A 13262-nucleotide genomic window follows, 5' to 3' on the forward strand; every position below is an offset into this window, starting at 1 on the left:
CAACTGTCAAGCATCAGCCGAAACACCGTCAGGCATCACCCGAAACAGAAATGTCAAGCATCAACCGACGTCATACAGGCTAAAAGTGGGGCGGGCGGGGCTCGAACCCGCGACCAACGGATTATGAGTCCGCGGCTCTAACCAACTGAGCTACCGCCCCAGGCGCGCGGCGTACAACGAGTCCGCGTCGCAGTAGACACTAGCGTGACGGCAGCGCCGCAGGATCATTGCGGCCCGGGCCACTGCTGCGGCTGAGGGGGGAACACTGGTTGGCGGGCGCTGCGACTACGTCGGAACGCTGTTACCGCTAATACGATTACTCCGGCAATAACGAACACGCCGCCTATCCCAGCGGCCACGAACACACCCGCAACTGAGTGGGCGACTTGGCCACCGGTGACGTGGTCACCCACCCCAAAGCCGGCCTCGGATGGGCCGGAACAGCTGACCGAGTAGTCGCCGCCGTCCTGAACGGTGAGGGTGAACAGCGCCCGCCACTGGTTGATGGTGACATTGCTCTGATACTCAGTCAGGGTGGGTTTGCGTTGACCCGCCGTGCCGCGTGCGGTGCAGGTGATGTTGCTGCGGGGCGTGCGCTGGGTGACGTAGATCGTTTTCGATGCACCGGCGTCGATGCTCACGTTAGTGGATCCCTTGTTACCGAATGTGTGCTCCGAGGTCGGTGCGCGGGCAGTGAGGTCGCCTACCTCGCCGGCAAACGTGCTGATGGCCCCGATGGCGCCGCCGAGCAAGCCGAGCGCGACGAGGATTCCGCCGATGGCGTACCAAAATTTCTGCGGTCGTGGCTCGCCCGCGCCCTGCGGGGAAGGGAAGCCTGATGGCGGTGAACCCGCTGGCGGCGTCCAGCTGTATCCGGGCGGTCCGCCCGGCGGGGCGGACCATCCCGGAGTCGGATATCCCGGCGGGTTGTTCGGGTGGGCCGGCCCTGCAGGGTTGGCGGGGTTGCCTGCGGCGCCGAGCTCGCCGGCGGGATGCTGTTGGAACGACACGATGTTTGCTCCCTCGTGAGGTAGCCAAGCGTATCGAACTCATCGAACGTTGCCCAGGCCAAATTCGGCCCTACACCCCCGGCGGCGTCGGCTCAGCTCCCGACCGGCCGCAGCCGAAACACCCGGATCTCCCGCGGTGCGGCACTTTCCCGATACGCCTCGTAGCCGGCGTAGAAGTCCACGGCCCTCGCCCACGCCGCCTCGCGCTCCTCCCCGCTCAGCAACTCAGCCCGATAACGCCGCGGCGGGCCGTTCAACTCGATCGTGCATTCCGGATTCGCCTTCAGGTTGGCACTCCAGGCCGGATGCTTCGCCCGCCCGTAGTTGGACCCGATCGCCAGCAACCCGTCGGAGTCCTTGATCAGCGTCAGCGGATGCGTACGCTCCTCCCCCGACTTGGCACCGACAGACTTAACGAGCCCGACTTTGCCGAACCCCATCGTGCTCAACCGGCCACCGGTGCGCGGGATCAGTCGCTTATCGATGTGCGGCGCCACATGGATGGCCATCTGATAGCCGAATTTGCTCATCGCTATCCGCTCACCCAGGGCTTCGTGCAGCCGCAGCCGCCGTCCCCGAACCGGACTTTCTCGCCGCAGAGTCACATAGAACCAGTACCCATCCAGACGAAATTCAGTACAGGTACACCACCGCGGAGTCCCCGCCGCTGCAGACCACCAGCCCGCTATCCCCCGAGCAGGACATCGAATAGTGGCGCCGCGTGACCGGGCTCATCGCATCGATCTGCCGCGTCCCCGGCGTAACCGGGCCGGCGGCCGCATAAGCCAGCCGCACCGCTTCGGCGAACTGGCAGGTGGTGTCCGTCGACCCGACCGCCGACGATGTCAACCCACCCGCCGGCGCGGCGGTCGCGGGACAGACCATCGCCCCGGGCGGCAGGGTCACGGCTTTCTTGGAGGTGGTCGTCGTCGCGGGCGCGTCCACCGCGGGCACCCAGGTCGGGCAGTGCTGGGTCTTGAAAGCCGTGTCCGTGGGCATGATCTGCACCAGCTGCGGCCAGTTGCCGGCGCCGTTGGCGATAGTGTCGGCCAGCGTCCCGGACATCCCGCGCAGCCGCTCCCAGTAACAGTCGTGCGCGCCTTCTGATCGGTAGGTGCCGGGCGCGATGTCGCTGCCGACCTTGAAAATGCCGTCACCCGGGAAAGTCGCCGGGGCCCCGGCCACCGGAGTGGTGGACGAGGGGGGCAGCGGCGGCACCGTCGTCCCGGGATAGATCGGCGGCATATACGAGGTGGGGTCGGTGCGGCGGGTCACCGACGGCGCGGCGGTCTTCGGAACGCCTCCCGCGCAGCTGACCAGGACAAACACCAGAATCAGCAGGACAGCCCGGCGGCCGTCAGCTGAAAACCGTCTGACCATCGACATCGATCAGATACCGCTCGGTTCCGGACTCCACCCGCGCCGCATCCGCGCCCAGCGCCACGGCGATCTTGTTGCAGGAATTCCGCATCACGTCGAAGGTCAACTCCACGGCCTCGGCTTCGCTGAACCGGGAGCGCACCTCGGCGGCATCGTCGACGGCGAGGTGCGCAGGCGTCCAAATTAGCGCATCTACATACCGCAGCGCTGCCTTTGCGCGATCGTCGAGCACCCGCGACGTCTCGAATCGGGCGATCTCGTCGTACAACGACTCCGTGCCGCCGGCATCCAGCGCGTGACCTTCGCGCAGCGATTTGCAGAGTCGGCAGTTATGGGCATTCGCCACGCGCAGCCGCACCAGCTCCGAGATGATCGGGTCCAGCGCACGCATCCGCGCCACCGCCGGCGTGAACTCGTTCAGCAACACCTGCGACGGCTCGCTGTCGTGGTCCCACACCAGCGGCTTGCCCACCCACCGCAAATACCGCGTACCGACATCCAGCGCTTCCAGCCCGGCGCGCACCCGCGGCACGAAGTCGGCAATGAAGATCGATATGACACCCCGGAAAGCGCTGTCGCCCAACACCTTCAGCAGCTGCGAACGTTGCTCGACGGTGATCATCGAGACGTCGACGCTGAACTGCTCGGCGAACGCGGCCACCACCGCGTCGGCTTCCGACGGAACCTCGGAGTCATCGAACGGCAGCGGCGGCAACCCGATCGTCCGCGCGCACACCTGGCGCACCATGCCCGCCAGCGGCGCATTACCGCAGGACAGGGCGACTAACCGCGCCAGTTGGTCAGGCTGCAGTGCTGTCACGCACTACACGGTAAACCTATTGAGCCTGACTAACCGAGGACATGCGAAAGTCCGGTATCCGTAGCGACGGCATCGCCGCCCGGGTCGCCCAGTCGCCCCATTCCCGCGGCAGCGTCTTTTCACTGACGCCGGCCTCGGTCGCCCGGCGCAGCAGGTCCAGCGGGCTCTCGTTGAACCGGAAGTTGTTGACCGCCCCGGTCACCTCGCCGTCCTCGACCAGGTACACTCCGTCGCGGGTCAGGCCGGTCAGCAGCAACGTCGTCGGGTCGACCTCGCGGATGTACCACAGCGTCGTCAGCAGCAACCCGCGCTCGGTGGAGGCGATCATGTCGGCCAGGTCCGCCGACCCGCCTGTCATCACCAGGTTGTCCGCGCCCACCGCCACCGGCGCACCGAACCGGGCGGCCGTTGCCCGCGGATACGCCAGCGCGTTGATCACGCCCTCGCGGATCCACTCCACCTGACCGATCTCCATGCCGTTGTCGAACACCGACGCCGTCTCCGACGAGTTGCTGACCGCGACGAACGGCGTGCACGCCAGCCCAGGTGCCATCGGGTCGGAGAACAACGTCAGCGGCAGTGAGGTGAGCCGCTCCCCCACCCGTGTCCCGCCGCCGGGCGCCGACAGCGCCGTCCGTCCCTCCTGGGCGCCGCGGCCCGACATTTTCCAGTTCAGGTAGATCATCATGTCGGCCACCGTCGAGGGCGGCATGATCGTTTCGTAGCGCCCGGCCGGCAAGTCCACGGATCGCGACGCCCAGGCCAGCCGGGTTTCCAGGTCCGCGAGAAGCGAATCTATCGGCACGTCAACAAAATTCGACGTTCCGGTGCCAGCCCACGCGGACGCGTCCCCGCGCTTGGCGTTGAGCTCGATGGCCCCGGTGGGCAACGTGTAACGCCGGCGCAGGCCGGTCGAGGATGCCAGCAGCGTCGTCGAAAGGCTGTGGTGCGCATAGCCGAACAACCGGTCGGTGCTGCGGAACGCCTTGCTCAAAGCGCCGGAGATCCCGCTGAACGCCGCCACGCCGGTACCCGGCACCGGGGCGTCCCAGTCGGCGGGCTCCCCGACATCGGTGAGCAGCGGCGCGGCGTCGCCGGCTTCCGGGGCCGAGCGGGCGGCATCCTGGGATGAGATCACCAACCCCGGCAGGGCCGATGGGTCGGCGTCACCGGAGACGACGGACCCGACGTAGGCGCTGTCGCCCTGCCGCACAATCGAAATGACGGTGACGTTGCGGCTGACGGCGACCCCGTTGGTGGTCATCGTGTTGTTCGCCCAGCGCAGGGTGGCCTCGACCTTGTCGGTGACCAGCACCATGGTTTCGTCGGCGCGCCCGGCCTTGGCGGCCTCGGCCAGGGCGATCTCGACGGCGTGCTGCGGGGTGATCATCGGCCGCCCTCGGTGCGGGTGTTGAGTACGTTGACGCCGCGGAACAACGCCGACGGACAGCCGTGGCTGACCGCGGCCACTTGGCCGGGTTGCGCCTTGCCGCAGTTCAGCGCACCGCCGAGCCGCCAGGTCGATTGTCCGCCAACGGCTTCCATGGAATTCCAGAAGTCGGTGGTGGTCGCCTGATAGGCCACATCACGCAACTGTCCGTATAAGGCGCCGTCCCGGATGCGGTAGAACCGTTGCCCGGTGAACTGAAAGTTGTACCGCTGCATGTCGATCGACCAGGACTTGTCGCCGACGATGTAGATGCCGTCGTCGATCCGGGAGATGAGATCGGCGGTGGACAGGTCCTGGGGCCCGGGCTGCAACGACACGTTCGCCATCCGCTGGATCGGCACATGGTGCGCCGAGTCGGCGTAGGAGCATCCGTTGGAGCGCTCCTGACCCAGCCGCGGGGCGAACACCCGGTCGAGCTGGTAGCCGACGAACACCCCGTCGCGCACCAGGTCCCAGCTTTGCGCGGCGACGCCTTCGTCGTCGTACCCGATGGTGGCCAGGCCGTACGGCACGGTCCGGTCGGCGGTCACGTTCATCACCGGTGACCCGTACTGCATCGTGCCCAGTTTGTCCGGGGTGGCGAACGATGTGCCGGCGTAGGCGGCCTCGTACCCGATGGCGCGGTCGTATTCGGTTGCGTGGCCGATGGATTCGTGGATGGTCAGCCACAGGTTGGACGGGTCGATCACCAGGTCCGTAGGACCGGGCCGCACGCTGGGTGCCCGCATCTTCTCGTACAGAAGGTCCGGGATTTCGGCGAGTTCGGCGGTCCAGTCCCACACCGAGTCGCCGGCCACCGCTTCCCAGCCGCGCGCGGTCGGCGGGGCCAGCGTGCGCATCGAGTCGAACCCGCCGGCCTTGGCGTCGATGCTCACCGCCTCCAGCGAGGGCTGCAGCCGCACCCGCTGCTGGGTGATCGAGGATCCGAAGGTGTCGGCGTAGAAGGTCTGCTCCTTGACGGCGGTCAGGCCGGCCGACACGTGGTCCACGCCCTCGGCGTCCAGCAGGCGCCGGGAGTAGTCCTCGAGAACCCCGATCTTGTCCGACGCCGACACGGTGAACGGGTCGATCTCGTAGTCCGAGACCCAGGTGACGTCGGCGTAGACCGGCTCGGCCGCCAACCGGATGTGCTCGGTGTTCAGCGCCGCCAGCACGGTGGCCACCTGGGCGGCGTGCCGCGCGGTGCGGGCCGCGACGTCGGGGGCCAGTTCGGCGTGCGAGGCGAACCCCCACGTTCCCGCCACGATCACCCGCACGGCCAGGCCGACCTCGCGGCTGACGACGGCGGTCTCCAGCTCGCCGTCACGCAGCTGGATGATCTCGGTGTTGATGCGATGAATGCGCAGGTCGGCGTAACTGGCCCCGGCCTCCCTGGCCGCCGAGAGCGCGGCGTCTGCCAGCTCATGGCGCGGCAGGTCCAGGAAGTCAGAATCGATCCCCCGGTTCGATGTCACGGGTCCACCGTAACGACCGGCTTTAATACTTTCATGTCCACCACGCCTCGTCGTTCCACGGCGTTGGCGTACGGCTTGCTCGCACCCAGTTTGTTCGGTGTGGTCGCCTTCCTGCTGCTGCCGATTCTGGTGGTGGTGTGGCTGAGTCTGTACCGGTGGGACCTGCTGGGTCCGCTGCATTACGTCGGCTTCGCGAACTGGCGTTCGGTGCTGCGCGACGGGGACTTCGGTGACTCGCTGGTGGTCACTGCGATCTTCGTGGCGATCGTTGTGCCGGCGCAGACGGTGCTGGGGCTGCTGGCCGCGATGATGCTGGCGCCCAAACTGCCCGGCACCGGGCTGTTCCGCACGCTCTACGTGTTGCCGTGGATCTGCGCACCGCTGGCGATCGCGGTGATGTGGCGCTGGATCCTGGCTCCGACCGACGGCGCGGTCAGCACCCTGCTGGGGCGGCGCATCGAATGGCTGACCAATCCCGACCTGGCGTTGCCGATGGTGTCGGCCGTCGTGGTGTGGACCAACGTCGGCTACGTGTCGCTGTCCTTCCTGGCGGGGCTGCTGGCCATCCCCGAGGACATCCACAACGCGGCGCGCACCGACGGGGCCACCGCCTGGCAGCGGTTCTGGCGCATCACCTTGCCGATGCTGCGGCCGACGATGTTCTTCGTCCTGGTCACCGGGGTGGTCAGCGCCGCACAGGTTTTCGATACGGTCTATGCGCTGACCGGTGGCGGCCCGGAGGGCAGTACCGATCTGGTGGCCCATCAGATCTACGCCGAGGCGTTCGGGGCGGCGTCGATCGGGCGGGCCTCGGTGATGGCGGTGATCCTGTTCGTCATCCTGGTCGGCGTCACGTTCGTGCAGCATCTGTACTTCCGCAAACGGATCAAGTATGACCTCACGTAACGCGCTGATCTACGTCGGTCTGGTGATCGGGGCGCTGATCACCCTGGCGCCGTTCGGCCTTGGGCTGCTGACGTCGTTCACCTCCGCGCATCAGTTCGCCACCGGTTCGCCGCTGCAACTGCCGCGCCCGCCGACGCTGGCCAATTACGCCGATCTGGCCGGCACCGGTTTCGGCCGGGCCGCCGCGGTGACCGCGCTGATGACCGCGGTGATCCTGCTAGGGCAGTTGACCTTTTCGATCCTGGCCGGTTACGCCTTTGCGCGGCTGCACTTCCCCGGCCGCGACGCGCTGTTCTGGGTGTACGTCGCGACGCTGATGGTGCCCGGCACGGTGACGGTCGTGCCGCTGTATCTGATGATGGCCCAGATGGGTCTGCGGAACACGTTCTGGGCGTTGGTGATTCCGTTCATGTTCGGCTCGCCGTACGCGATCTTTCTGCTGCGCGAGCACTTTCGCCTGATTCCCGACGACCTGATCAACGCCGCGAACCTGGACGGCGCCAACACCCTGGATGTGCTGGTGCATGTGATCCTGCCGTCCAGCAAGCCGGTGCTGGCCGCGCTGACGATGATCACCGTGGTCTCGCAGTGGAACAACTTCATGTGGCCGTTGGTGATCACCAGTGGGCGCAAGTGGCGGGTGCTGACGGTGGCCACCGCCGACCTGCAGTCGCGGTACAACTCACAGTGGACGCTGGTGATGGCGGCGACGACGGTCGCAATCGTGCCGCTGATCGTGTTGTTCGTGGCGTTCCAGCGGCACATCGTCTCGTCGATTCTGGTGTCGGGGCTCAAGTGAGACAGCCCCGGTTTTCGACGCTGTCGGCGCTGGCGCTGGTTTCGGTCTTCGCCTTGCTGTTGGTGATTGCCGTGCTGCTGGGCCGTTCGGACGACGACGGCAAAATCGTGGTCACGGTGCGACTGTGGGCCGAACCGATCGCGCAGGCGTATCGGGATTCGTTCCAGGAGTTCTCCCGACAGCACCCCGACATCGAGGTGCGCACCAACATGGTCGCGTTCTCCAACTACTTCGACACCCTGCGCACCGACGTGGCCGGCGGCAGCGCCGACGACATCTTCTGGCTGTCCAACGCCTATCTTGACGCCTACGCCGACAGCGGCCGGCTGATGAAAATCGACCGGGTAGACAAGGATTGGGCACCGGCCGTCGTCGAGCAATTCACCCACAACGGCACGCTGTGGGGAGTGCCGCAACTGACCGACGCCGGCATTGCCGTGTTCTACAACGCCGACCTGCTCGCGGCCGCCGGCGTCGACCCCGCGGTCCTGGACAGCATCCAGTGGAGCCCCGGCAGCGACGACACCCTCCGGCCGCTGCTGAAGAAACTGACCGTCGACCTCGACGGGCACCGCGCGGACTCCCCCGACTTCGACTTCCTTCGGGTTCGCCAGTACGGCTACAACGCCGCCAACGACCCGCAGGGCATCTACCTCAACTACATCGGCTCGGCCGGTGGAATCTTCCAGCGCGGCAACGAGTTCGCGTTCGCCAATCCCGAAGCGGCCGCGGCCTTCCGCTATCTCGTCGGCCTGATCAACACAGACCACACCTCACCGCCGGCATCGGACACCAATGACAACGGCGACTTCTCCCGCAACCAGTTCCTGGCCGGCAAGATGGCGCTGTTCCAGTCCGGCACCTACAGCCTGGCCCCGGTTGCCCGCGACGCGACCTTCCGCTGGGGTGTGGCCATGCTTCCATACGGGCCCCAGGGGCGGGTCAGTGTCACCAATGGCATTGCCGCCGCGGGTAATTCGGCGACCCGCCATCCCGAGGCGGTACGGCAGGTGTTGCAGTGGATGGGCAGCAGCAAGGGCAACGCATACCTGGGCCGTGAGGGGGCCGCCATCCCGGCGGTGCTGTCGGCGCAGCCTGGCTACTTCGCTTACTGGAAGGCGCGCGGTGTCGACGTCACGCCGTTCTTCGCGGTGCTGGACGGGCCGCGCATCCCAGCGCCGGGCGGAGCCGGGTACGCGGCCGGAAACGAGGCGCTGCAACCGTATTTCGACGAAATGTTCCTGGGCCGGGGTGACGTCGAGACGACGCTCAAGCGGGCGCAGGAGGCGGCCAACGCGGCCGCGCGCCGTTGACTGCTGCGCTGGCGTGACGCTCGACGTCCACCGCAACGCTGGCGTGACGGTCAGCGAGACAGGACGGCAAAAGCTAGCCGGGGACCACCAGCACCGGCACCGGGCTGTGCCGAATGATCTTGGCGCTGCGCGTCCCGAGGAAAACCCGCCGCACGTCACCGCGCGGCGAGGTGCCCACCGCCAAGATCTCGCCGTTGATCCACTCCGGCTTGCTCAGCGCTTCCATCCAGCTGTGCGCGGTGACGACCTCCAGCACGACATCTGGCCCCACGACGCCGTCGTCCTTGAGCGCCCGCAGGCTTTCCATGGCCTGGGTCGCCCAGGCGTTGAGCACGCTGTCCTCGGCATCCAGCCCCACCTCCGGCGGGTACATGGTCCGGCCGCGCACCGCGAACGTGATCACCCGCAGCGGCACCCCATACCGCTCGGCGGCGTTGGCGCACCGCCGCACCAACGCGAGCGACGCCTGGCTCGTGGAGTAGCCGCAGCTGAGCCGACGGAACCCGCCGCTGTGCACGTGAAATCCGGGGGAACTGATGGCGATCGGCACCCGCGAAGCGTGCAGCAGCCAGTCGGCGGTGGAGCCGACCGTGATGTGCGCCAGGCCGGTGCTGGGCAACGATCCCAGCACCAGGATCCTGCCGTTCACCTCGTCGACGATCTCGACCAATCCCGTCGCCACCGAGCGGTGGGCCCGGTGAGTGAAGTGGACTTCGATGCCCTCGGCCACCGGGAATAGGTAGCGCTGCGCTTCCCGCTTCGATTCCTCGGCCAGGTTCTGCGCCCAATGCTCGAACTCGGCGTCGACGCGAGCCAACGACGGCGTCGGCCATGGCTCGGGCACGACGGTCGCGACCGTCACCGATGTCTGCAGCGTCCGTGCGGCCCCGATGGCCAGATACAGCCCCGAGAGGCCGACCTTGCTCGCCCGGTACCCGACCACGACGGTCATTGCCGGTCCTTGTTGAGCGCGCTGCGGTGACGGCCCCACAGCAGGTAGTACGTCAGCGCCACCAGGATCCAGCCGCTGAACGCCAGCCAGGTGTACCAGTGCAGGCTGAGCAGGATGTACCCACACGCCAATACCGAAAGCATCGGCGTCACAGGGTAACCCGGCACCCGGAAGGCGCGTTCCAGGTCCGGTTCGCGCACCCGCAGGATGATCACGCCCACCGACACCACGATGAACGCCGTCAGCGTCCCGATCGACACCATGTCGGCGAGGCTGGCCAGTGGCACCAGCGCCGCGAGCAGGGACGCCACGATGGCCACGATCACGGTGTTGTTCACCGGGGTCATGGTGCGCGGATTCACCGCGGCGAACCGCGCGGGCAGCAACCCGTCGCGGCCCATCGCGAACAGGATGCGCGTCATGCCGTAGAGGGTGACCAGTGTGACGGTGAAGATGGAGATCACCGCGCCCGCGGCCAGTATGGTGCTGGCCCACCTGCTGTGCGTGACGTTGTCCAGAATGATGGCCAGGCCCGCGTTTTCCTGCGTCTTGAAGTTCTGCCACGGCTGGGTGCCCAGCGCCGCCATCGCGACGAGCACGTAGACCGTGGTGACGATGACCAGCGCGGAAACCAGCGCGCGCGGCATGGTCGTCTGCGGGTTCTTCACCTCGTCGCCGGCCGTGGAGACCGCGTCCAATCCGATGTAGGAGAAGAAGATCGTGCCGGCCGCCGATCCGATGCCGGCCACGCCCATGGGGGCGAAATCCTTGAGATGGTTTGCGTCATAGGCGGTGAACGCGATGATGACGAACATTCCGAGCACACCGAGCTTGATCAGCACCATGATCGTGTTGACCTTGGCCGACTCGCTGGCGCCACGGATCAGCAGCAGCGCGCACAGCACGATCAGGATCACCGCCGGCAGGTTCACCCACCCACCGGGCACCTTGTCCCAGGGCGCCGCCGACAGGGCGTGCGGCAGTTCGAACCCGAACAGGTTGTGCAGCAACTTGTTTACGTAGCCGCTCCACCCCACCGCCACCGCAGCGGTGGCCACGCCGTATTCCAGCAGCAGGCAGGCCGCGACGATGATCGCGACCGCCTCGCCGAGCGTGGTGTAGGCGTAGGAGTAGGACGAGCCGGAAACCGGCACCGCAGAGGCCAATTCGGCATAGCAGAGGGCGGCGAGCCCGGCGGCGATGCCGGCGATGATGAACGAGACGATCACCCCGGGACCGGCCTGAGGCACCGCTTCGGACAGCACGAAGAAGATGCCGGTGCCGATCGTGGATCCGACGCCGAACATCGTGAGCTGGAAGGTGCCGAAACTGCGCTTGAGTCCGGAGTCGCTACCCGCTGCGCCGACCGGGCGCCGACGCAGCATCTGCTCTTTGAGGCTGATCGATGTCGCCGGCAACTGCGCCTCCCGTCGGTGGGTCAGCTAAGTATGTGCCTCCCACAGCAACTTCGCCGAACTGATTCACCAGGTAATCGATCTCCCCGGACGTGATCGCCGGCGGCGGCGCGATCCGCAGCGTCCGGTTGTGGGTGTCCTTCACCAGCACCCCGCGCTCGGCCAGACGCAGGCTGACCTGCTTACCCGTGGCCAGCGTGGGGTCGATATCGACGCCGGCCCACAGCCCCAGGCCCCGTACCTCGACCACGCCGCGACCGATCAGCGCCCGCAGCCTCTCATGGCAAATGCGCACCCAGTTTCGCGGACTGTACCTGGAATTCGTTCTGAGCCAGCAACCGCAACCACCGAGGGCCTTCGACCGGATGCGGCCGTGAACCTCAGCGGGCCGAAATGATGGTCTGGATCGCGATGCCGGCGCCGCTGGCCACCAACGTGATCGCCAGCGTCACCCAGTCGGCGAGCCTGGGCCGACGCGGGTTCGCCGAGAGCTGACCGGTACCGCCGCGGGCGGTGATCGCATCGCCCATCTCGTCGGCACGCCGCAGCGTCACCGTGATGGTGGCGGCCAGCAGGTCGATGATCTCCAGCCGGCGCTGCTGCCGCTTCTCCTTTCGGCTGCGCGGAGTCGGCTTGGGACGCAATCGGCGTGCGGCATAGAGCACTTGGAATTCGTCGATCAGCATCGGGAAGGCCCGCAGCGCCAGGGCCAATGCCACCGCCCACTCGTCGACCGGCAACCGGAACAACCGCAGCGGCCTACCCAAAGCCGCTACCGCCGGCCCGATTTCGGCGACATTGGTGGTGTAGGACACCAATCCCCCGAGCGCCAGCAACACCAGCGTCAGCGCGGTGATCCGCAGGAAGTTCAGGAACCCGCCGAGGCCCAGCTCGACGCTGCCGATGACGATCTCCGGTTTCCCACCGGCCAGCGCCGCGGTAAAACCGCCGATCGCCAACACAATCCACAACCAGCGGGGTATGGACGGCAGGGCCCCGCGCGGGATGTGCGCGATCCGGATCGCCGCCAGCACCAGGGCCGCCATGAACCCGATCGTCACCCAGCCCGGGTAGAACGCCAGCAGCACCGAGATACCGAACACCACCAACAGCTTGGTGCCGGCCCACAAGTCATGGATCGGCGAGCCACCGGGGATCGGAACCAGGAGCACGACGGGGCGGCCGTGCTTTCGGGTCTCGCGCTTCGTCGGCGCCGAAGTGGTTGTCACGACACACCTCCGGCGGAGGTCGACGCTGACGCCGATTCCAGCGTCCCGTTATTGAGATGCAGAATCCGCGGGCACAGTGTCTCCATCCCCAGGTAGTCGTGCGCGATCACGACCACCGTCAGGCCGCTGTCCCGGCGCAGGTCCTCGAGCAGTCGCAGCAGCCCACGCTGACTGTCGGTGTCCAGCCCGGCCAGCGGTTCGTCGAGGATCAGAGCCTTAGGCTCGCAGGCCAGCAGTCCGGCGAGCACCACACGCCGCATCTGACCGCCGCTGAGCTTGTCGATGCTGCGACTGGCCAGGGCGGGGTCAAGCCCCACCACGCCGAGCGCGGCGGCCACCCATGAACAGGTCGGTGCGGTCGCGTTGTCCTTCCAGGCGGCCCGCCTGCAGCTGATGCGCAGCCGCGTCGACCTGGAAGTCGCCTCCGCGGCGGGCTTTTCGCACAAGGACACCGACCGGGTGGCCGCCGCGCTCGGCGTGGTGGGGCTTGACCCCGCCCTGGCCAGTCGCAGCATCGACAAGCTCAGCGGCCAC

At 67.2% G+C, this 13262-nt stretch carries 12 protein-coding genes, 1 tRNA gene and 2 pseudogenes; 3 read left to right on the plus strand and 12 right to left on the minus strand.

The genetic code is table 11. The features are described 5' to 3' along the window. Positions 1–86: 86 nt before the first annotated feature. From A9X01_RS18820 to A9X01_RS18850, 7 genes are all read right to left on the minus strand, one after another. Positions 87–160, minus strand: a tRNA-Ile gene (locus tag A9X01_RS18820). Between the two features lie 64 nt (positions 161–224). Beyond that, the gene (locus A9X01_RS18825) at positions 225–1010 is read right to left on the minus strand and encodes a hypothetical protein (RefSeq protein ID WP_065122205.1); all 786 of its coding nucleotides are present in this window, start codon (positions 1008–1010) and stop codon (positions 225–227) included. Between the two features lie 92 nt (positions 1011–1102). Then, positions 1103–1615, minus strand: coding sequence for a nitroreductase family deazaflavin-dependent oxidoreductase (locus A9X01_RS18830; RefSeq protein ID WP_253849195.1), 513 nt, complete (start codon positions 1613–1615; stop codon positions 1103–1105). Positions 1616–1643: 28 nt separating this feature from the next. Further along, entirely contained in the window at positions 1644–2390 is a 747-nt protein-coding gene (locus A9X01_RS18835) for an Rv1352/Rv1906c domain-containing protein (RefSeq protein WP_253849197.1), read from the minus strand. Further along, positions 2368–3138: a carboxymuconolactone decarboxylase family protein gene (locus A9X01_RS18840; RefSeq protein WP_253849199.1), complete on the minus strand. Its 771-nt coding sequence runs from the start codon at positions 3136–3138 to the stop codon at positions 2368–2370. The genes A9X01_RS18835 and A9X01_RS18840 overlap by 23 nt, the downstream gene beginning before the upstream one ends. Before the next feature lie 88 nt (positions 3139–3226). Then, a complete protein-coding gene (locus A9X01_RS18845; RefSeq protein ID WP_065122207.1) occupies positions 3227–4600 on the minus strand; it encodes a TldD/PmbA family protein in 1374 nt (457 codons plus the stop codon). After that, entirely contained in the window at positions 4597–6114 is a 1518-nt protein-coding gene (locus tag A9X01_RS18850) for a TldD/PmbA family protein (protein WP_065122208.1), read from the minus strand. Before A9X01_RS18850 ends, A9X01_RS18845 begins: the two co-directional genes overlap by 4 nt. A 33-nt stretch (positions 6115–6147) precedes the next feature. Between A9X01_RS18850 and A9X01_RS18855 the strand changes: the two genes are divergently transcribed. The 3 genes from A9X01_RS18855 to A9X01_RS18865 are packed head-to-tail and all read left to right on the plus strand — an operon-like array spanning position 6148 to position 9132. Beyond that, a complete protein-coding gene (locus A9X01_RS18855) occupies positions 6148–7020 on the plus strand; it encodes a carbohydrate ABC transporter permease (RefSeq protein WP_065122209.1) in 873 nt (290 codons plus the stop codon). Then, the gene (locus tag A9X01_RS18860) at positions 7007–7819 is read left to right on the plus strand and encodes a carbohydrate ABC transporter permease (protein ID WP_065122210.1); all 813 of its coding nucleotides are present in this window, start codon (positions 7007–7009) and stop codon (positions 7817–7819) included. The genes A9X01_RS18855 and A9X01_RS18860 overlap by 14 nt, the downstream gene beginning before the upstream one ends. Then, on the plus strand, positions 7816–9132 hold the full coding sequence (locus A9X01_RS18865) for an extracellular solute-binding protein (protein ID WP_065122211.1): 1317 nt from the start codon (positions 7816–7818) through the stop codon (positions 9130–9132). The genes A9X01_RS18860 and A9X01_RS18865 overlap by 4 nt, the downstream gene beginning before the upstream one ends. Positions 9133–9205: 73 nt before the next feature. Here A9X01_RS18865 and A9X01_RS18870 read toward each other — a convergent pair whose 3' ends face one another. The 5 genes and pseudogenes from A9X01_RS18870 to A9X01_RS31455 all read right to left on the minus strand — a co-directional run. Then, positions 9206–10084: a universal stress protein gene (locus A9X01_RS18870; protein WP_065122212.1), complete on the minus strand. Its 879-nt coding sequence runs from the start codon at positions 10082–10084 to the stop codon at positions 9206–9208. Continuing rightward, the gene (locus A9X01_RS18875; RefSeq protein ID WP_065122213.1) at positions 10081–11502 is read right to left on the minus strand and encodes an amino acid permease; all 1422 of its coding nucleotides are present in this window, start codon (positions 11500–11502) and stop codon (positions 10081–10083) included. Before A9X01_RS18875 ends, A9X01_RS18870 begins: the two co-directional genes overlap by 4 nt. Before the next feature lie 49 nt (positions 11503–11551). Then, positions 11552–11828: pseudogene (locus A9X01_RS18880) on the minus strand (aminotransferase class III-fold pyridoxal phosphate-dependent enzyme); the annotation flags it as partial. Between the two features lie 51 nt (positions 11829–11879). Further along, positions 11880–12728 (minus strand): CbiQ family ECF transporter T component, encoded by an 849-nt coding sequence (locus tag A9X01_RS18885; RefSeq protein ID WP_065122215.1) that lies wholly within the window; start codon positions 12726–12728, stop codon positions 11880–11882. After that, positions 12725–13066: pseudogene (locus A9X01_RS31455) on the minus strand (ATP-binding cassette domain-containing protein); the annotation flags it as partial. The pseudogene A9X01_RS31455 and the gene A9X01_RS18885, both read right to left, overlap by 4 nt. Between the last annotated feature and the right edge of the window lie 196 nt (positions 13067–13262).

The organism is Mycobacterium asiaticum (assembly GCF_001668675.1).
GTDB classification, from domain to species: domain Bacteria; phylum Actinomycetota; class Actinomycetes; order Mycobacteriales; family Mycobacteriaceae; genus Mycobacterium; species Mycobacterium asiaticum_D.

Bases quoted from the DNA above. Each gene is read 5' to 3' on its own strand.
- A9X01_RS18835 (WP_253849197.1), bottom strand. From the start codon at position 2,390: ATGGTCAGACGGTTTTCAGCTGACGGCCGCCGGGCTGTCCTGCTGATT.
- A9X01_RS18840 (WP_253849199.1), bottom strand. From the start codon at position 3,138: ATGGTGCGCCAGGTGTGCGCGCGGACGATCGGGTTGCCGCCGCTGCCG.
- A9X01_RS18845 (WP_065122207.1), bottom strand. From the start codon at position 4,600: ATGATCACCCCGCAGCACGCCGTCGAGATCGCCCTGGCCGAGGCCGCC.
- A9X01_RS18855 (WP_065122209.1), top strand. From the start codon at position 6,148: ATGTCCACCACGCCTCGTCGTTCCACGGCGTTGGCGTACGGCTTGCTC.
- A9X01_RS18860 (WP_065122210.1), top strand. From the start codon at position 7,007: ATGACCTCACGTAACGCGCTGATCTACGTCGGTCTGGTGATCGGGGCG.
- A9X01_RS18870 (WP_065122212.1), bottom strand. From the start codon at position 10,084: ATGACCGTCGTGGTCGGGTACCGGGCGAGCAAGGTCGGCCTCTCGGGG.